Genomic DNA, 19,252 nt, shown 5'->3' with positions numbered 1-19,252 from the left:
TTTTGGCGGTCCTTTTTCTTCAGACCGGCCTCCAACATGGTACGATGCGCAAGAACAGAAGTGAACCGTTCGTCCACATACTCAACCGGAAGGTCCGGATAACGCTTCTTCAGCGAACGAACAAAAGGTTCTATATTCTTCATATTCTCCGAAACCTCATTATTCATCTGCTTTGGCAATCCAATAATAATCCGCTCCACCGGTTCTTTAGCCATATATTCACCGATAAAGTTCAGAAGTTCATGCGTAGGCACTGTTGTCAATCCGTTTGCGATTAACTGCATAGTATCGCTCACAGCTATCCCAGTACGCTTTCTTCCATAATCTATTGCTACTATTCTGCTCATGGGGTACAAAAATACAAAAAAGACGCTTCCTGTGAAAGGAAACGTCTCTTTTATTCTATTATTTAAAATGTATATTATTCTTCAACAATAGCTACACGGCTTAACTTAGCATCATCATAGAACATGTTGCCTACGCCACCCTTGTAATCAACTTTCAACTGAGAAGCAGGAACACCGAATTCATTAACCATCAGGTCACGAACTGCTTCAGCTCTCTTCTTACTCAATTTCATGTTATATTCAGCAGAACCAGTACCTTTATCAGCATAACCTGTTACAGTAAATACTTTATCAGTTGCTTTGATACCTTTAGCCATAGCTTCGATATTCATATACTCTCTCTTGCTGATGTTGCTCTTTCCGATATTAAATACAACAACGTAACGTGGAATGAAACCAGCTTCTTTCTTAACGATCACTTCCGGTTTTTTGTTACGTGCTTCAACCAAGTCACGTTTCAAAGATTCGTTTTCACCCTTCAGAGCGTTTACTCTGTCTCTCATGTCGTTCAACTGGCTTTCCGGAACCATCGGTACAGTAGGAACAGCATCCCAACCACGTTTCTTGAACTTGTAAGTAACACCTACAGTCAGACCAGCCAATCCTTCAGGACCTGAGTTACCAAATGCGCCTTTCATCAAAAGTCCGCGCAATTCAACGTTAAGATCCAAAGCTGAAGACAGACGGAAGCGGTTGATCAAACCGGCATTGATACCCAGTTCATCATAACCCGGACCTTTACCTGTGTGTACGAATCCAGCACCTACATAAGGAATGAATGAGTACAGACGATCTTCTTTATAACCACAGAACATATTGGTAAGGTTCAACAATACGTCTCCGTGAAGGTTAACAACATTCCATTTTTCTTTGTAGTAACCATTAGAGTACTGTCCTCCGTCTACAAGCGGACCGTTAGCATAAGGAGTAGCACCTTTAGCCTGAAGACCGTTGTAAGCCACGCGTAATCCGATACCTGGAGTAAACCACTTACCTACAGCAATGTCAAGTGCCGGAGCAAGACGTTTTCCGAAATCAGCTTTACCATCATTGTCGCCAAAATACATTTGTGCGCCAACGCCACCACTAATAAACCAGTTAGCACCAAAGCGGTTAGTTTCCACTCTATAACTCTTTGCTGCATTTTCTTTTTCTTGTGCAGGCAAACATACAGATGCTGCTGCCAATAAAATAAACAATAAACCCTTTTTCATCTCAATTTATTTTAGTAAATAATATATTTCAATTGTCTTACAGGATAGATACACAACCCAAATGTTCTACACCTGACTAAGAGACAATAAACGTCATTCTTCTTTCTAAATTTAGTGCAAATATAGATATTTAATATAACACAAACAAAAAAACACGTAAATTTTCATTCATTCATAGATTTTTATAGAGCGATAAAAGTCTTAGATAACTCCAGAAGGCATCTGAAAGGGTTTGTGACAAAAGAATTAAAACAAAAAAAATAGTCAATGATAAATAATATCACTGACTATTTTTCTTCTTTGTCTATATACTTTGTTAATATACCAGTTTTACATTGTCAACCCATAATGTATTTCCCGGAGAACCGATATAAGCTCCTCCATGACTGGATGTGAATTGAATATACATATGAGTCGGAACATCATTTTCATCTCCCCAGGCCACTTCGTGGATAGGCACGCTTTCACCCTTGCTGTTCACCGTATAACTTTCGGTTGCTTGCAGACGCATCATGTGCGCCTTGTATTCCGGACGATTCGTTATATCACCATACATAATCTCATAAGTCACATTATTTTTCCAGTCCGTAGAGTGATAATAATAAGTCACCATTGTCCCTATCCGTTTCGCATACACATTTCCATTGGCATCTTCCCAACGTTTTTGCAGCAACAGGATAGCTGCCGGATAATCTTTTCCGGGAACATCCGTAATCTTGCTGAAACCGGTAGCGCGAATACGATTCTCCCGGTCGGACATCTTCACTTTATAGTCAAACTGAAGAGCCACCGGCTTTTTGGTAAACGGAATACCGGTCTGCAACATTTTCTGTGGATTTTTAGTACCCTTAATCGGCTCATGCACCGAACCGGTAAAGACAGAGCCAGCCGCCAACACCGTAATATTAACCAGTCCCAACACTTTCACACTCTCCATGCGCGTATCCAAACGGGCGCAATATCCATCTCCCCGCTTCTCCGGGAATACCGAAGTATTAGTTTTCGTAATACCAGCAACTTTCGCCATCACATTTGAAGTAGCCCAAGGCGATCCGCCCATATTCTTATAAACCTGATCTCCCTTAATTACCGTCGTCGGCCCTATCGCATATACATTCTTTGTATTCCCACCGATAATGCTCGATTCCTTTATCTGACGGTCCACCCATTGATCCATGTCCCCAAAAGGAAGCATTTCAACTTTATGTTGCGCCATCAAAGACAAGGAAGAAATAAATGCAACGAAACCTGTCATCAACAGGCGATGAACGCTTTTCTGAATCATCAATACTTTTCCTTTCTTTTTCTTCTTATAAATTATAATCCCATTGTTTCAAAGCAAAATCCCAGTTCTCTTCTACCAAACGAATCGTACGGTCGTCATATTTATACTTATTCTTCTTATATCCCTTCTTTCCGCCCACATATTTTTCTATATCACTACGTGCTTCGGCAAATCCGGGGATAGAAAGAGACTGATAAATATTCTCCGTCATTCCCATCGCATCCGCTTCGAAATCTTCAAATTTCACTTCCATCAAGTTACCTTCCGGAATAAATTTCTTATCCGATTCATACTTATGATAAAGTTTTGCATAGATAGAAATGATATTTTCCTCTAATTGTTCATTGCTGACATCCTGCAACTTCAACGGTTGAATCGTATTTGTAAAGAAACTGCGTGTAGATTCGAATACGGTATACGGATTACGCATCAGGTAGATAAACTTAGCATTCGGGAACATCTTCACCAGTTCCTTCACCCTTCCGGTATGCGGAGGATTCTTGCTAAGGAATTGAGTTCCCTGGGTATTCCACAAAGAAATCTTAATCAACTTCGTGAACACCTCTTCAAACACCTTCAATTCGGCATCCGTTATATCATCAAACAAAAGATACTTATCGGCATACTCCTGCTGATATTTCGGCAGGAACCAGAAATTATAATATGTATAAGGCATCATGTTCGACAAAGCAAACTCCTCTTCCTGGGGAAGATCCACTGCCAGTTCCATATTATCCGTCGGACGTTTATCCGGCATCAGCCAACTCATATTCTTTTTGAAGAAAGGCTGTCCCCACATCATCAGATGAGGAAATACAGTCTGATAAGTAGTGTTATACCCAAAATGCTTGTCACAAGAGAACACATTATGTACAAATGTAGTTCCACTCCGCCAGTGTCCCAAAATGAACACCGGATCATGCTCCAGCGGCTGATTAGCCAGCAACTTCTCGTAACGCCTGTCTTGTAATGACGCCAGTGGAGAAAGCAATCGGCACACAGCCTTCGTCAATCGGTATTTACCTCTGTAGGCTGCGTCAATTTCACAACCGGCGGTGATAGCCTTGAATGTCTTCCAGTCGGCACCTACCAATGTATTAATCGGAAGTTTATTAAATTCGAGTAATCCCACTTTATTAATTAGAAATTAAGAATTAAAAATTAAAGACGACAGAATGCTGTCATTTTCAGTTTTCAATTTATTGTTGAACAATCTATTTTATTAGTCGCACTGCAAGGCCCTGACGTTCCAGTTCCTTCACAGCTTTCTCTACCGCTTCGTAATGTTCCGGAGCAATTCCCAGTTTTGCCATATCCAATACCGGAATATCCTCCGTGTCACTCATATCTTTCATTTCCACGCGGTCGATAATCATACCTACTGCCGAAGTATTATTAGTGATCGGGTCAATCAGGATAAATGAGCCACAAGATTTATTCTTCTTATAAGGATCAAAGAACAATTCCTTAGCCGTAGTCAGCACCACACGGGCAATCTGATTCAACTGCAAAGGCAACGTTTCTTTAGTCAGCTGACCATTCTCCAGAGACAGATGCTCCATCGTATTCACGTCCACCTTATACTTTATCGTATCAATACGCGTACGGCTCAAATTGGTAGTCTGCTTAATAAAGAACGACTTATTTACATCCATCGGTTCTTCATCCATCCAGACCATCATCGCATCAAAGTTACGATCCACCGTCGGCAGATTGTCAGGATGCACCAACATTTCGCCGCGCGACACGTCAATCTCATCCTCCAATGTCAAGGTCACAGACTGCGGTGGGAAAGCGTAATCCAATTCCCCGTCATAAGTCACGATGCTCTTCACCTTAGATGTTTTTCCGGAAGGAAGTGCCATCACCGTATCGCCCTTGCGAACAACACCTGATGCAACTTTACCACAGAATCCCCTGAAATCCAGATTCGGACGAAGCACATACTGAACCGGGAAACGGAAATCCGTAAAATTATGATCATTGTCAATATGAACCGTTTCAAGAAAATCGAGCAAAGAAATGCCCTTGTACCACGGAGTACGTTCAGACTTATCCACTACATTATCCCCATCCAATGCAGAAAGCGGAATACAGTTGACGTCAGGAATACCTAATGGAGCAACAAACTTCTTATAGTCAGCCACAATCTCGTTAAAACGCTCTTCCGAGAAATCCACCAGGTCCATCTTATTGACAGCCAATACCACATGTTTGATTCCCAACAAAGACACCAGGAAAGTGTGGCGACGAGTCTGGGTAATCACTCCGGTACGGGCATCCACCAAGATAATAGCCAAGTTAGCCGTAGATCCCCCGGTAATCATATTACGGGTATATTGTTCGTGTCCCGGAGTATCCGCGATGATAAACTTACGGCCATTCGTTGAGAAATAGCGATAAGCCACGTCAATCGTAATACCCTGTTCACGTTCAGCCTTCAATCCATCGAGCAATAACGCATAGTCAATATGCTCGCCCGCATTTCCCACACGTTTACTATCACGCTCCAGTGCATCCAACTGATCCTCATACAGTTTCTTACTGTCAAACAACAAGCGTCCGATCAACGTTGATTTTCCATCATCTACCGAACCCGCAGTCAACAGTCTCAACAAGTCTTTCTGTTCATCCTTGTCCAGAAAAGCTTTTATATCTAATTTATTATCTGCCATAACTAGTTACAATTAAAAGTATCCCTCACGCTTCTTTTGTTCCATACTACCCTCCTGGTCAAAGTCAATCACACGGGTAGTACGTTCACTCTTCGTTGTAGTCATCATTTCCTCCACAATCTCTTCAATCGTAGCAGCTCCACTTTCCACTGCCCCTGTCAGAGGCCAACAGCCCAACGTACGAAAACGAACCATCTTCATTTCAATCTGGTCACGGTACTTTTCAGGCAAACGGTCATCATCCGCCATAATAATATTACCATCCAAATTAATGACCGGACGCTCCTTAGCATAATACAACGGAACAATCGGAATATTCTCCAAGCGAATATACTGCCAAATATCCAATTCAGTCCAGTTGCTAATCGGGAATACACGAATACTTTCCCCCTTATGCACGCGGGCATTATAAATATCCCACAATTCAGGACGCTGATTCTTCGGGTCCCATTGGTGAAACTTATCCCGGAAAGAGAAAATACGTTCCTTCGCACGTGACTTCTCCTCGTCACGACGGGCACCACCAAATGCAGCATCAAACTTATACTTATCCAACGCATGAAGCAAAGCCTGCGTCTTCATCAAGTCCGTATGCACCTTGCTTCCATGCGTAAAAGGTCCTACCCCTGCATGAAAAGCCTCCATATTACTTTCAACAATCAGATTCCATCCGTACTTCTTCGCATATTCATCACGAAACTGAATCATCTCCTTGAACTTCCATTTCGAATCGATATGCATCAACGGGAATGGCACTTTACCCGGATAAAACGCTTTTTCAGCCAAGCGTACCATCACCGAGGAATCCTTTCCGATACTGTAAAGCATCACCGGATTCTCAAATTCCGCCGCCACCTCGCGGATGATATGAATAGACTCGGCTTCGAGCTCCTTCAAGTGGCTTAATTTATATTCTTCCATATTTATTTCATTTTATACACTTCACTTTTGGCAAAACAAGCTCCAACAAACGGTTCACCGATTCCTCCAAAGTCAATTTGGAAGTATCCAGTGACAAAGCCGGATGTTCCGGAACCTCGAATGGTGCGGAAATTCCTGTAAAATTTTGAATCTCCCCTTTCCGTGCCTTCGCATATAAACCTTTTACATCACGTTTCTCACACTCCTCCAGCGGAGTGCTAACGAAAACTTCCAGAAAATCATCCTTACCGATAATATTCGCAGCCATTTCGCGAATATCATTATTAGGGCTGATAAATGCAGCAATCGTAATGATGCCACTATCCAAAAACAGCTTAGACACTTCAGCTATACGACGAATATTTTCCACCCGGTCCGTTTCGGAAAATCCCAGATTATTATTAATTCCACTACGGATATTATCCCCATCCAAGATACGGCAAAGCAATCCACGCTTATGGAGTTCACGTTCCAATGCGATGGCAATCGTGCTCTTTCCGGAACCACTCAATCCGGTAAACCAGATCATCACACTGTGTTGCCCCAAAAGCTCTTCTTTGTCCTGCCGCGTCATCATGCGGTCAAATATCGGATATATATGTTTTTTTTCTTCCATTTACAATTTTATTTAAAAGTTCCAGATCAACGGAACCAGAATAATAGAGATTAAGAAAGTGATAATATTAAGCGGCAACCCGATACGTACAAAATCCGTAAACTTATAGTTGCCGATACCTTGCACAATCAAATTTGTCTGATAACCAATCGGTGTCGAGAAGCTGGCAGATGCAGCCATACAAATCACCACAAAGAAAGGCGTAGGGCTCACTCCTAATTGGGCAGAGATTGACAATGCCAAAGGAAACGCCAAAGCCGCTGCTGCATTATTAGTAATCAATTCCGTAAACAAATTCGTGATAATAAATACCATGGCGAGCAATACGTGCGGACCATAATCATCACTCAATCCGATAATAAACTTCGCAACGCTATCCGCCACACCGGAGTTCACCATTGCCTTACTGATAGCAAACGCACAGGCAATCGTAATCAATATATCCCACGAAATATATTTAGTGTATTTACGAGCAGGGAACAGATTTGTCCATGCCATAATAATAGTAGTGATAGACACAAAGAAAAACATATCCAACTTGATATCCGGAAACATCTCCTTTGTTACCGGAAGTTCACCTACCGTTGCGCCGACAATCATCAGAACCAACAATAACAAAGCAAACCACCGCTTTTTCTTTCCGGTAGTATCCGGTTCATTTCCGTTCGTCAACAAGACAAACACAGAAGATTCACCCCATGTCGGAATAAATGTATCATCAGCCATCACTACCAGCGTATCTCCTTCGTGAAGTACCACATCCTCCAGATTCGACACAAAACGTTGTCCGTTACGTGTTTTAATCTCTTTTACCTCTGCACCGTAATGACGTTGGAAATTAAAATCCTTCAGTTTTTTATTGATACCAGGAAAACGGGCACCCAAAACAGCCTCTACCCGATGCAACTTCTCCCCCTCTTCTACTTCTTCATCCGGCACAGCTGTGTCCGGACGTGCATCCGGCAAAAGACGCTTGGAAAAAAGAAATATATAAATAATTCCGGCAATAGCGATGAATATTCCCACCTTTCCGAGTTCGAACATGGAGAAGCCTTCAAATCCGGCTTCCAATATCATTCCATGCACCACCAGGTTAGTAGAAGTACCGATCAACGTACAGATACCTCCCAAAATAGTCACATAAGAAAGAGGAATCAGGAACTTCGTAGCCGGGAGATTCACCGATTTAGCCCAATGCTTGATAATCGGAGCAAAAATAACCACGACAGGCGTATTATTCAGAAAGGCAGAAATAAATGCCACCGAAGGCAAGATACGCAACTGTGCTTTAAACACCGTTGTCTTTCCCTGCGGAAGCAACTTCTTAATCACTTGTCCCAGTGTACCCGACTGACGAATACCTTCACTCACCAAAAACAGCAGAGCAACGGTAATCATCCCTTTATTACTAAACCCTTCCAGCATCTCCTTAGGAGTCAGAATGCCAGCACACAGAAACAAAACCACTACCGAAAAAAGTATCATGCCCGGACGCATCTTGTCTGCTACCAAAGCCGCTACCATTCCTAATAGGGATAATAGTACAAATACGATTTCAAATGTCATATAAACATTATTTAGTGTTCTCTTTTTGGCTCAACAACAAACCACGGATTCAATAAATCCTCCTTGTTATATCGTAGAGGTTCTTCCTTTCCAGCCTGATATACTTCCATCCCTGCGGCACGGGCTATCGCATGCCCTGCAGCCGTATCCCACTCCATTGTCGGAGCAAAACGCGGATATACATCAGCCTTTCCTTCAGCAACCAGACAGATTTTAATAGAACTTCCACTCGAAATCAACTCCACACTGCCGTGTTTCTTCTTTAAATCTGCAATATATGATTCTGTTTCAGGCGACAGGTGCGAACGTGAAGCAACCACAATCAAATGATCGCGCACTTCCTTCAAAGGTATCCGTTCCGATTTCCCAATCAGTTCTTCCAATGCCACGCCGTCACCTTCCAAACTGACAATACCGGAACATTTATAAGCCCCTGCACCTTCAATCCCGAAATAAAGTTCTTTTTTCACAGGCACATAAATAACACCGAACACAGGCACAGAGTTCTGCACCAAAGCGATATTTACCGTAAATTCTCCATTACGCTTGATAAACTCCTTCGTTCCATCCAGCGGATCTACAATCCATAAAGTATCCCATTCACGTCGAGTCTCATACCCTAAATGCTTCCCTTCTTCACTAAGAACAGGAAAAGGAGTCTCATTCAGAATAGCCACAATTGCTTCATGCGCTTTTCTGTCTGCTATAGTTAGCGGAGAGTTATCGGCCTTCCTCTCTATTTCAAAGTCCGATGCCGGATCATTATAAATAGAAAGAATCTTTTCACCTGCTTTTAAAGCCGCGTCGATAGCAGCCATTACATATTTTTGTTCCATTCAATCTCTAAATTAATGCCCTATTCACATTCAGGCAATACATTCTCCAAATTAAGAATTGACAAAAGTAAAAACTTTCTTTGCTATAAAAGTTTCCCTCCTATCATTTATAACTTCTTTTAGTAGAAAGATAAAAATATCTAAACGAAGAAGTCACTCATTTTCAATAAAAAAGCAGTAACTTCCCAGTTACCGCCTTCTTATTCGGAAAAAAACGTTCGTTCTTTCCAATATATATTACCAAAAAGAAATCAATATACGCGATACAGCAACCAAGCACCCTGGAAATCCGAACGGTTCGGATATTTAGCCTTGAATGCGTCGCGAGCTTCAGCAGCAGCAGCCTTATCAGCAAATGAATTCACGATAACGCGATACATTGCCTTGTCAGCATTAAATGCAATCGTAGAGTGATATCCTTGTCCATCCAACCAATCTTTCAGGCCTTCAGCATTCGCTTTCACACCAAAGCTACCTGCTACGATGCTATAATCTTTCAACCCTTCGTTGCCGGAAACCACTGTAACCTTTTCCTGACGAACGCCGGATGTATCTGCCACTTTAGTAGTTGTCACAGGAGCTGCAACCACCGGAGTTACTTCTACCGGAGCTTCCACCTGCGGTTCTGCCAATTCTTGCTGTTTCGCTTTTTCGTAAGCTTTCTTATAGGCACTTTCGCTGGATTTACAAGATGCAAATGCTAGCACCAAGCATACTCCCATTCCTAATACGACTAATTTTTTCATAATCCTATACTCTGTTTTAATTAATAATTCAATATTTTCGTCTATTACATTTAGTTTCGGGCAACAAAATAATAGAAATTTTATCATCCGGCAAAGAAATCCGTCAAAAAAACATCTATTCCGGCTTTTTCTTATACGAAATAGTACCCGTTGCCTGATAAGTAGGCATCAAAAGCACCTCCGCAATCTGAATATGCGCAGGAGCCGACGCGGCAAAATAAACCGTTTCCGCAATGTCATCTCCCGTCAACGGACGAATCCCTTTATAAAAATTATCGGCAGCTTCCTTATCTCCCCGATAACGCACCACTGTAAAGTTTGTCTCCACCATTCCCGGTTTGATGTTCGTCACTCTCAACGGAGTATCCACCAAATCGATCCGGAGTCCGTCCGAAAGAGCCTTCACGGCAGCTTTTGTTGCGCAATACACACTCCCACCCGGATAAGCGGCATCACCGGCAATAGATCCGATATTAATAATATGTCCGCGCCCGCGTTCTACCATACCGGGAACCACCAAACGCGTCATTGCCAGCAGTCCTCTTATATTCGTATCGATCATGATATCCCATTCATCCAGGTTACCCTCGAATTCCTTATCCACACCGATCACCAGTCCGGCGTTGTTCACCAACACATCAATCGCCTTCCATTCTTCGGGCAATGATTCTAAAGAGGCGGCAGCCAGCTTCCGGTCGCGCACATCAAAGGGCAATATATAGACCCGTACACCATGCGTCGCTTCCAGTTCAGCTTTCAGTTCTTCCAGTTTCGAAACGGTACGGGCATTCAGAATCAGATTCCATCCCTCCTTCGCAAATTTACGGGCACAACCTTCGCCAATTCCGCTACTGGCACCGGTTATAAAAACAATCTTAGCTTCCATTATGTTTTGATTTACAATATTCGAAAACAAAAGTACGCCTTAACCTTCAAAGGTTAGCTACGAAAGTCAGTTAAATAAGATTAAACCATAAAAGAAAAAAAGAATTATAAAACGTAGCAAAAAATTTCAGTTTTCACGAACAACCTTTCCATAAAAATGTTATATTTGTTGTATCATAATCATTTTAAACATTATACATTATGAAAGGATTGAATGTTTTAGCAGCTTTTCTGGGTGGTGCAGCCGTAGGCGCAGCCCTTGGTATTTTATTTGCTCCTGAAAAAGGAGAAGACACCCGTCACAAAATCGCAGAGATTCTTCGTAAAAAGGGAATCAAGCTGAATCGCAGCGAAATGGAAACTCTCGTTGATGAGATTGCTGCGGAGATGAAAGGAGAAATTGCAGAATAAGTGAGTAATCAAAGACTAAAAACAGAGCGACCATGTTTGCAGACGATAAAAGTATTGAGAATTTTCAGCAGTTGTTTTTCGAGTTCAAGAAATATCTGGAGCTTCAAAAAGAATATACCAAATTAGAATTGACGGAGAAGTTAACCATACTTTTTTCCACGTTAATTATGATATTAGTACTTATTATCCTTGGCATGGTGGCTCTGTTTTATCTGCTTTTTGCTCTTGCTTATATATTGGAGCCTTTAGTGGGCGGTCTGATGTCGAGTTTCGCCATCATTGCAGGCATCAATGTTGTTCTCATCGCCCTGGTTATTATTTTCCGCAAGCAGCTCATCATTTCTCCGATGGTGAACTTCCTCGCTAATTTATTTTTAACTGATTCAAATAAATAAATTATGAATGCGCAGACCCCGCAGAAATTTACATTAGAAGAGATTGCCGAACGTAAAAAGAAGCTTTTAAATGAGATCCATGCTCAAAAAAAGGCCATGACAGCTACTACACGCGAAATATTCGCCCCACTTGCTCCGGCAACCAACAAGGCGGATGCACTCATGCGTTCGTTCAATACCGGTATGGCTGTATTCGATGGCGTAGTGATGGGAATCAAGATTATGCGGAAGATACGGGCGTATTTTAGGAATTTGAAATAAAAGGAACTACTCTTCCACTATCCATTTTTCTATATTTCTTGTTTGCGAACTAAAGTTCACACCCACTTTAAAAAGCTTACGATTATCCGCTTCAAAAGGAAGTGAATAATGTTTCTCATTAATCTGTTTCAGGGCTTCTTCTGCCGTACCATTCAGTTTAAATTCCATGACATATATAAATTTATCCGTTTGCAACACAAGGTCGATACGCCCTTCGCTTGTATGATATTCCACTTTAGTATAAAAGCCCACGAGCTTGAAAACGATAAAAAGCACATTTTCGTAATGTAACTCCTGCTCGCGAATCACGTCATAACCAGTGTCCGCAAAGAAACTTTGCAGCCGTCGGAAGAAAGAGTTATAGTCACCGGAACGTACTTCACGGACAAACTTCTGAATTTCAAAAGGAGACTCCACCTTATTTACGTTCGCATAATAAGGAAGTAAGAAACGGACAAACCCCTCTTCCACTTCACGATTCGGAAAACCTAAACGGTATATGCCAAACTCTTCGTCATACCCCTTAATGGTAAGATATCCGCTCTGATAAATCACTGGAATGGGATTACTAGATTCCGAGTCGATACTGTTCAACACCTGTTCGTCTGTTTCCTCATGAGCCATCCGTTCCAAATCATAGTGATGCTTCTTCAACAAGTTCACCAGATAAGTGGGTGTCCCCGTCTCAAACCAGTAGCTGCCGAACTTCATCTTATCAAACGTGTTCAACAGACTGAAAGGGTTATAGATCCCGATGGTATGTTCCATAAAGTGGTAACCATCATAACATTCTTTCAATTCTGCGCACACCTGCTCATAACTCATCTTCTGCTTTTCTGCCAACTGATGCAATTCCTCCTCCAGGTTGTCATGTATTTCTTTCTCCGTGATGCCGCAAATATCCACAAAGCGTTCATCCATTGAAATATCCTTCAAGTTATTCAAGTCGCTGAACACGCTCACCTTGCCAAATTTTGTCACCCCGGTCAGCAACGCAAACTTGATGCAGCCGTCCATCGTCTTCAAAGCTCCGTAGAAAGGCTTCAACGTATCCCGGAATTGCTTCTGTAAGTCCTCATTGCCAATGGCCTGCAGCATCGGCTTGTCATATTCATCCACCAGAATAACTACCCGTTGTCCGGTCTTCTGGCAAGCACGCTCTATAATACCGGCAAAGCGTAGGGAGAACGAACGTTCCGATGGTTCGGCACCATAAAGTTTTTCCCAAGCGGTCAACGATTTATCTAGAATATTATCCAGACTCTCCAAAGCATCATACTTCTCGATATTAAGGTCAAGATGCAAAATTGGATGTTCTATCCAATCTTTTTCGAGCTTCTCCACCATCAGTCCCGTAAACAGTTCCTTCTTCCCTTGAAAATATGCTTCCAAAGTAGAGATCAGCAGACTCTTTCCAAAACGTCGCGGACGACTCAAAAAGTAATAACTCCCGGTCTTTACCATTTGATACATCAAGGCCGTTTTATCAACATAGAAATAACCGTCTTGACGGATTTTCTCGAAGTTCTGGATACCAATAGGATATATTTTATTGCTCATACATGTACAACCTTTTAATTATGGTGCATACAAATATACAGCTTTCATTCTATAACACAAAGCTAGCAGTGATTTTAATTCTATGATAGAAAAAACTTTTAGATGAGCTATATTCAGGAACAGAAGTTGCAAGCGTATTTCAATTAGAATCTTATATTCTTGCGATTTATTCGAGCATCTTCAAGTGATAATATAATAATATCTTCTCCTTGAACTGAATAATATAATTTACTTAATGGAGTAACTAAACATTGGTCGCACAATCATATTATCTTATATATAAGGAAAGGTGAAAGGATTTATTTCTATAAATTTTAAATAGAAATAAAGTATCAAACATCATACCCTCTAAAAGTAATATATCAACGATCTTCACAGACAGTTGATATATTTAGAATACATATCAGCATTTTGCTAATATGAGGGGGACAGATCAGGAATATACCGCTGTATTTTTCCCAACCTGCAAAATGTAGGGGATTCATGTGTGTAGCATGAAGTTAGGGACCTACATGTATCGTTATTATTATATGCTAATAATCTCCAAGGTATTTTAAAAAAATAGCTAGTTGCTCTGCACAAATCAACAACCAATCTCATTTAATTGCCATTATCCTTTCAATAATGCCAACACAAACTGTGGTACTTTCCATGCCATCTTCTCTAATTTAGTCAGAGTAGGCCATAGACCGTGAGAGGAATACACTCTAATGTCTTCTCCCCACATTTTCTTACGCTTAGCACTATCAGTAGAAAGCCCTCCCATACGCATACGTACAACATACTCTTTCAAATAAGTAACAGAAAGTCCGCCCGTCATCAGATAACGTACCAACAGTTCACTATCCGCAGCAATCTTATAACTTTCGTTATAAAGACCTAGTCTCATCATTACCTCGCGGCGAATATAACAAGTAGGATGTAATGGAAGCCAGCCATGACGTACCTTCCATAAACGATAATCACCGCCAATCCAGTTACGTACTACCTTATCTGTATTATCAGGATTCACAAAAAGTCCATCACCATACAGAAAATCTGCTCGAGTAGTCTTCATGTGTTCCACAATGCGGCTTATGACCCCATTATCATAGAAAAAATCATCCGAATGTAGTAATCCAATCACATCACCTGTAGCCACACGAATTCCCTTATTGATAGCTTCATACATTCCATGATCGGGCTCCGAGATAATAGTTGATATACGATCTTCATATTCCCTAATAATCTCTAACGAACCATCCGTACTCGCCCCATCTACAACAATAAACTCTATGTTATTATAATCCTGCGCCAAAACACTCTCTATGGCACCACGAATCGTCGCCGCACGATTAAAGCACGACGTTATTATAGATACTTTCATAAAATTTTATTATACATCAAAGACCTTACACATATTAAAAGATCATAGGAATTTCTCTTTCAAATATGTCTTTATCATTTCTTCATTCCACCCACATTGCTTCTTCAGTTCATACACCTTTGCATCTACCAGCATTCTGTACCAAAAACCTTGTAAGATGTGCCAAATGAAACCTTCTTTTCCATCAAGAAACCCGCCTTTCAAAATATAACGGATAGTAAAGTTAACAAAAGGTCGTATGAAGAGAGGTGACTTAATGTATTTTATTTTTAGCCAACGTTTGCGTTGTTCCTCCGTTCCGAAAAATTTAGGTACTACTTCCTGCGCTTTGGCATCCATGGCATACTCTGTCATCAGCATATCAGCCATTTCACGAGTTGCATATCCGTTATGTTTATCTGTCCACCATGTCAAATTATTAAGATTAGCATCCACTTGATTGCCCATATTTACGGTAATGGATGTTCCATCAGTTAGACGAATGTGTTCATCCATCCATCTGTTTTCGCACTCTCCATGCCCTCTACGAAAGATTTTCAAATGATAGCTAGGATACCAGCCACCATGGAGCAATGGATGGCCCATAAAGTCAATGCGTTTACGCACATAAACACCATTGACTTGGTCGGAGCATTTACTAACGGCTTCTTTTACAGCTGTGCCAAGTTCACCTTCTAGGAACTCATCTGCATCTATTCGCCATATCCAATCTGCAGTAATACCACATTCATAAACACCGTAATTAAACTGTGTGGCGTAATTTTTCCACTCATGCTGGATTACCCTTGCACCATGTTCTTTAGCTAGTTCCGTCGTTCTGTCGTCACTAAAACAATCTACGACAACTATGTCATCACAAATTCCTTTTAACGATTTCAAACAGCGAACAATATGCTTTTCTTCATTCTTGGTCAGAATGACAGCTGCAATCGATTGTTTCATAAATATTTCTTTAAAATGGGAACTCTGATCAAAACATTTACTGACATCCAAGAAAGTATTACAATAGCTAGCGATACCATCAATATCATAAGAATATTAAGCCCCATGATATTAACATGTAACACTTTAATAATCAAATTAATCCAAACCATATGAATTATATAGATACCCAATGAGCATCTATTAAAATTTTTCACAAGAGGATTACAACAAATTTTATCAATCAATTTTCTCTGTCTCATCGCCATTATGAACATCAAGGTAACCTGCATTACAGTGAATGGCGATGTGTAGCCAGAAAAGCGAAATTGTATATCAAATACGTATTCTATTACAACCAGGGCAAATAGAAATAATATTATAAAAACGCAATATTCATCTTTCAAATAACAAGAACACCAATCTTTCACTTCTTCTATTGATAAAAAATAGCCAAGTAGTAAATAGCCAACATAAACTAATGAAAGTGGAAAGACGATACCAATATCTTGTTTTACACATGGCAGTATGGATATGAAAAAGAATATTATCAGGAGTAAAATCAACAACTGCTTGGGATGGGGAGAGGTATTTTTCCAACTAAATATTGGAAGTATTAAATATATTCCTAACAACATATACAAATACCAAAGATGATTCCAAGTTTTTCCTTGAATCATATCAACAAACGAGTTAACAAACAAATCTAAAGTCAACGATTTGGTTTTAAAGAACAATTCCATAGATGCAAATAATGTTCCGAATAAAGCCAAGAGTATAGCAATTCGTTTGAAATAACAAAATGCTTTGTTATAATCAATAGGTTGTCTCGAAAGGAGCAGGAATCCTGTGATCATCATAAAGAGCGGCACAGGCCAAAAAGCCAAACCATTAATTGTTTTAAACAATACCAACCCGTTAGCATTCGCAGTATCTCCATATGCAGAAATCCAACAAACACCTACATGATTCATGATTACTCCTATGGTGGCACAGAGTCTAATAAACTCCACGCCAACAATTTTTTCCTTGCTCATAATCTCCTTTTTATAATTTTTGCAGGATTACCACCAACTACCATATCGGGACCAACATCTTTATAGACGGAGGCTGTTGCTCCAACTACTGCATTTTCACCGATCTCAACTCCCATACTAATGAATGCGCGAGTCCCAATCCATGAGGCTTTATGCAAAGTTATGGGAGCAACAATCAGTCCTCCTTGGTTGCTGTTTCTACAAGAGAGTTCATGGCCCGCAGTACATAAATAGCTGTATTGAGAAACCGTCACATCATCTTCTAATGTAACCAGAGCTTGATTGTAGCAAATCACATGGGGTCCCAACCAAGCATTATGCCCAAGTCTTAAATTCCAAGGTGCCCAGATAACAGTACTGCTATATACCCCCGAATCCCAATGCACTTTTGCCCCAAACAGCTTTAATAAGAACAATCGCCAAGGCAAAAATAATTTAGTTCCAAATGGACGGAATAGAAGGAATCTTACAATATACCAAAGAGTCCGCAGCATTTTATTGGTTAAAGATACCTTTCCAATATTTGATGATTGAAAGCCCATTATTCCATTACATTATTTACATATTCTTCCACTAAAGGTAAAACCGCGCAAGTTGAGTTTATACCGCCGGCACGAGGAAGTACTCCTGTGTTTACCACCAACATATTTTCAAAGCGTTGAAAATAATCCTCTACACTATTAAAATCACAGAACATTCCAAAAGGATGATATACATCTTCATATTTTTCTGCAGAAGTACTAAAAGGCAGTTCTTCATAAACAACTCCATTTTTATCCAAGTAAGACTTCACACAAGCTCGTGCTTTGGTAAACAACTCTCCAGTTTTAGGCATGATAGTCAAGTCAACATCGACACTACGTTCACCAAATGCATCTTTTTCATTGTTCATACTCATCTTACCTGATTCTCGTGGAGCCTCTATATCTATTTGGAGATAAAACTCATTCTTGTAGATATACATTCTTTTAAGAATTATCATGTTCCATGCAAAAGCAACACAAGAAGGAATATTCTTAATAATGTTCATCAACAATCCGGCACGAAACTTATGCCCAAACAATAGTTTCTTTAAATCTCTAAAGAATGGGAAGTCCTCATTACAGATGGGCTGAGAATAAAAAGAGTAGCCATCAACTTCACCAACAAATCGTTTTGTAACCAAAGAAGCACCTTGAACATGGAAAGTAAAATCTTGGTCTCCCATTTGAGGACCGCTCTTCACCTTAAAAGCACGTTGAGAAAGATGATCGGAAAAAGTCATTGTTCCTTTTTCTTTTGACAATCCAGATTCTACTAGAAGACGACTACTTTCAAATGCTCCTGACGTTAAAAAGTACTGATCAAAAGAAAGCGTCTTGTGTTGTCCATGCTGAATTAATTCAATTCCGGTAATCAGTTTTCCTTCATTCAGGAATTTAATTACACGAGAATTACTTAATAGTTTAATCTTCTTATTCTTTGCAATCCTAAAATGCGTAAAAAGATTTCGATGAAAATAGCTCAACCATATTCCTGTCTTGGTGAACAGGTTATGTTCTAATCTAACCTCCGGGATTTTATTTTCCAAACCAAATTTTGCCAAAACCCGATCTTTGTATTTTATATCAAGAGCTACTATTCCTTTCATGAACTCTGTTGGATTAGCAAAATCATTTTCTGTAAAAGTCAGCAATTGACCGCCCCATTTAGCAGAAGCTCCTCCATAGCCAAAGAAACGTGCTTTTTGCAAACCTTCGTAAGGCGCATTCACGACATGTGAAATATAACCCATCTCTGATTCGGTCTTTAAGTGTGAATCTCCAACGTCAATGAGAGTAATATCCTCATGCGGATAAACGCTGGCTAGTAAGTCTGACGTATAACTACCATAGGTACCTGCGCCAATTACCGCTATCTTCCTTTTGCCCAAATCAAGGTTTAAAACCTGCTCTGTTTTAGCAGAATTAAACCAAGTTCGTTTAAATAACCCAACAACCTTTAAATAGTGATGTTGTTTTGCTATTCCTATAGATTTCAAGCCTTTAGCAATTATCATTAAGAAAAAATAAGGCAAGCAAATAGGTTTGACATTCCATTGCCGAGTTACAAAATTGTATTTTGTACCCTCTTCCTTATCTTTATTCAATAAAAGATAAACTGATTCTTTCTTATCAGTTTGAATGATACGAAGTAATGCTTCATGAATTTTCTCTCGACAAATAAGAGGT

General features: G+C 40.3%; 20 protein-coding genes. 3 read left to right on the top strand and 17 right to left on the bottom strand.

Annotated features, from left to right (window positions below; translation table 11 throughout):
- From ruvX to ACT8YW_RS15715, 11 genes are all read right to left on the bottom strand, one after another.
- On the bottom strand, positions 1 to 347 hold a 347-nt coding region (ruvX, locus tag ACT8YW_RS15765), incomplete at its 3' end, for a Holliday junction resolvase RuvX (protein WP_444106034.1).
- 74 nt (positions 348 to 421) lie between these two features.
- On the bottom strand, positions 422 to 1,561 hold the full coding sequence (locus tag ACT8YW_RS15760; protein WP_004313243.1) for an OmpA family protein: 1,140 nt from the start codon (positions 1,559 to 1,561) through the stop codon (positions 422 to 424).
- Between the two features lie 316 nt (positions 1,562 to 1,877).
- A complete protein-coding gene (locus ACT8YW_RS15755; RefSeq protein WP_444106032.1) occupies positions 1,878 to 2,846 on the bottom strand; it encodes a PCMD domain-containing protein in 969 nt (322 codons plus the stop codon).
- A gap of 25 nt (positions 2,847 to 2,871) precedes the next feature.
- Positions 2,872 to 3,978: a sulfotransferase family protein gene (locus tag ACT8YW_RS15750; protein WP_444106030.1), complete on the bottom strand. Its 1,107-nt coding sequence runs from the start codon at positions 3,976 to 3,978 to the stop codon at positions 2,872 to 2,874.
- 82 nt (positions 3,979 to 4,060) lie between these two features.
- The gene (gene cysN / locus ACT8YW_RS15745; RefSeq protein ID WP_444106028.1) at positions 4,061 to 5,521 is read right to left on the bottom strand and encodes a sulfate adenylyltransferase subunit CysN; all 1,461 of its coding nucleotides are present in this window, start codon (positions 5,519 to 5,521) and stop codon (positions 4,061 to 4,063) included.
- 12 nt (positions 5,522 to 5,533) lie between these two features.
- The gene (gene cysD / locus ACT8YW_RS15740) at positions 5,534 to 6,442 is read right to left on the bottom strand and encodes a sulfate adenylyltransferase subunit CysD (protein ID WP_004297523.1); all 909 of its coding nucleotides are present in this window, start codon (positions 6,440 to 6,442) and stop codon (positions 5,534 to 5,536) included.
- Positions 6,443 to 6,449: 7 nt separating this feature from the next.
- Positions 6,450 to 7,058: an adenylyl-sulfate kinase gene (cysC, locus tag ACT8YW_RS15735; protein ID WP_444106027.1), complete on the bottom strand. Its 609-nt coding sequence runs from the start codon at positions 7,056 to 7,058 to the stop codon at positions 6,450 to 6,452.
- A 12-nt stretch (positions 7,059 to 7,070) separates the two neighbouring features.
- Positions 7,071 to 8,624 (bottom strand): SLC13 family permease, encoded by a 1,554-nt coding sequence (locus ACT8YW_RS15730; RefSeq protein ID WP_444106025.1) that lies wholly within the window; start codon positions 8,622 to 8,624, stop codon positions 7,071 to 7,073.
- Between the two features lie 11 nt (positions 8,625 to 8,635).
- Positions 8,636 to 9,460, bottom strand: a complete 825-nt coding sequence (cysQ, locus tag ACT8YW_RS15725; RefSeq protein ID WP_444106023.1) for a 3'(2'),5'-bisphosphate nucleotidase CysQ — start codon at positions 9,458 to 9,460, stop codon at positions 8,636 to 8,638.
- Positions 9,461 to 9,711: 251 nt separating this feature from the next.
- A complete protein-coding gene (locus ACT8YW_RS15720; protein WP_004313235.1) occupies positions 9,712 to 10,206 on the bottom strand; it encodes an SPOR domain-containing protein in 495 nt (164 codons plus the stop codon).
- A gap of 115 nt (positions 10,207 to 10,321) precedes the next feature.
- On the bottom strand, positions 10,322 to 11,092 hold the full coding sequence (locus tag ACT8YW_RS15715) for an SDR family oxidoreductase (protein ID WP_004313234.1): 771 nt from the start codon (positions 11,090 to 11,092) through the stop codon (positions 10,322 to 10,324).
- A 200-nt stretch (positions 11,093 to 11,292) separates the two neighbouring features.
- On the opposite strand from ACT8YW_RS15715, the gene ACT8YW_RS15710 reads away from it, so the two are divergent.
- From ACT8YW_RS15710 to ACT8YW_RS15700, 3 genes are read left to right on the top strand one after another with little or no spacing between them, the layout of a single operon-like run.
- On the top strand, positions 11,293 to 11,502 hold the full coding sequence (locus ACT8YW_RS15710; RefSeq protein WP_004297513.1) for a YtxH domain-containing protein: 210 nt from the start codon (positions 11,293 to 11,295) through the stop codon (positions 11,500 to 11,502).
- A 32-nt stretch (positions 11,503 to 11,534) separates the two neighbouring features.
- Positions 11,535 to 11,897, top strand: coding sequence for a phage holin family protein (locus tag ACT8YW_RS15705; protein WP_004297511.1), 363 nt, complete (start codon positions 11,535 to 11,537; stop codon positions 11,895 to 11,897).
- 3 nt (positions 11,898 to 11,900) lie between these two features.
- A complete protein-coding gene (locus tag ACT8YW_RS15700) occupies positions 11,901 to 12,158 on the top strand; it encodes a hypothetical protein (RefSeq protein ID WP_087322496.1) in 258 nt (85 codons plus the stop codon).
- A 6-nt stretch (positions 12,159 to 12,164) separates the two neighbouring features.
- Here ACT8YW_RS15700 and ACT8YW_RS15695 read toward each other — a convergent pair whose 3' ends face one another.
- The 6 genes from ACT8YW_RS15695 to ACT8YW_RS15670 form a co-directional block, all read right to left on the bottom strand.
- Positions 12,165 to 13,718, bottom strand: a complete 1,554-nt coding sequence (locus ACT8YW_RS15695; RefSeq protein ID WP_004313231.1) for an ATP-binding protein — start codon at positions 13,716 to 13,718, stop codon at positions 12,165 to 12,167.
- A 610-nt stretch (positions 13,719 to 14,328) separates the two neighbouring features.
- Positions 14,329 to 15,084 carry a glycosyltransferase family 2 protein gene (locus ACT8YW_RS15690; RefSeq protein ID WP_055235439.1) on the bottom strand — a complete coding sequence of 252 codons (756 nt, stop codon included), beginning with the start codon at positions 15,082 to 15,084 and terminating at the stop codon, positions 14,329 to 14,331.
- Positions 15,085 to 15,126: 42 nt separating this feature from the next.
- Positions 15,127 to 16,026 (bottom strand): glycosyltransferase family 2 protein, encoded by a 900-nt coding sequence (locus ACT8YW_RS15685; RefSeq protein WP_217290680.1) that lies wholly within the window; start codon positions 16,024 to 16,026, stop codon positions 15,127 to 15,129.
- Positions 16,023 to 17,042 (bottom strand): acyltransferase, encoded by a 1,020-nt coding sequence (locus tag ACT8YW_RS15680; RefSeq protein ID WP_444106018.1) that lies wholly within the window; start codon positions 17,040 to 17,042, stop codon positions 16,023 to 16,025. The genes ACT8YW_RS15685 and ACT8YW_RS15680 overlap by 4 nt, the downstream gene beginning before the upstream one ends.
- Positions 17,039 to 17,584 (bottom strand): putative colanic acid biosynthesis acetyltransferase, encoded by a 546-nt coding sequence (locus tag ACT8YW_RS15675; protein ID WP_217290678.1) that lies wholly within the window; start codon positions 17,582 to 17,584, stop codon positions 17,039 to 17,041. The genes ACT8YW_RS15680 and ACT8YW_RS15675 overlap by 4 nt, the downstream gene beginning before the upstream one ends.
- Positions 17,584 to 19,252: hypothetical protein (locus tag ACT8YW_RS15670; RefSeq protein ID WP_444106016.1), on the bottom strand; the 1,669-nt coding region annotated here is incomplete at its 5' end. The genes ACT8YW_RS15675 and ACT8YW_RS15670, both read right to left, overlap by 1 nt.

The organism is Bacteroides sp., assembly GCF_052357945.1.
Taxonomy (GTDB): Bacteria; Bacteroidota; Bacteroidia; order Bacteroidales; family Bacteroidaceae; genus Bacteroides.
This window is presented reverse-complemented; position numbering and strand designations above follow the sequence as displayed.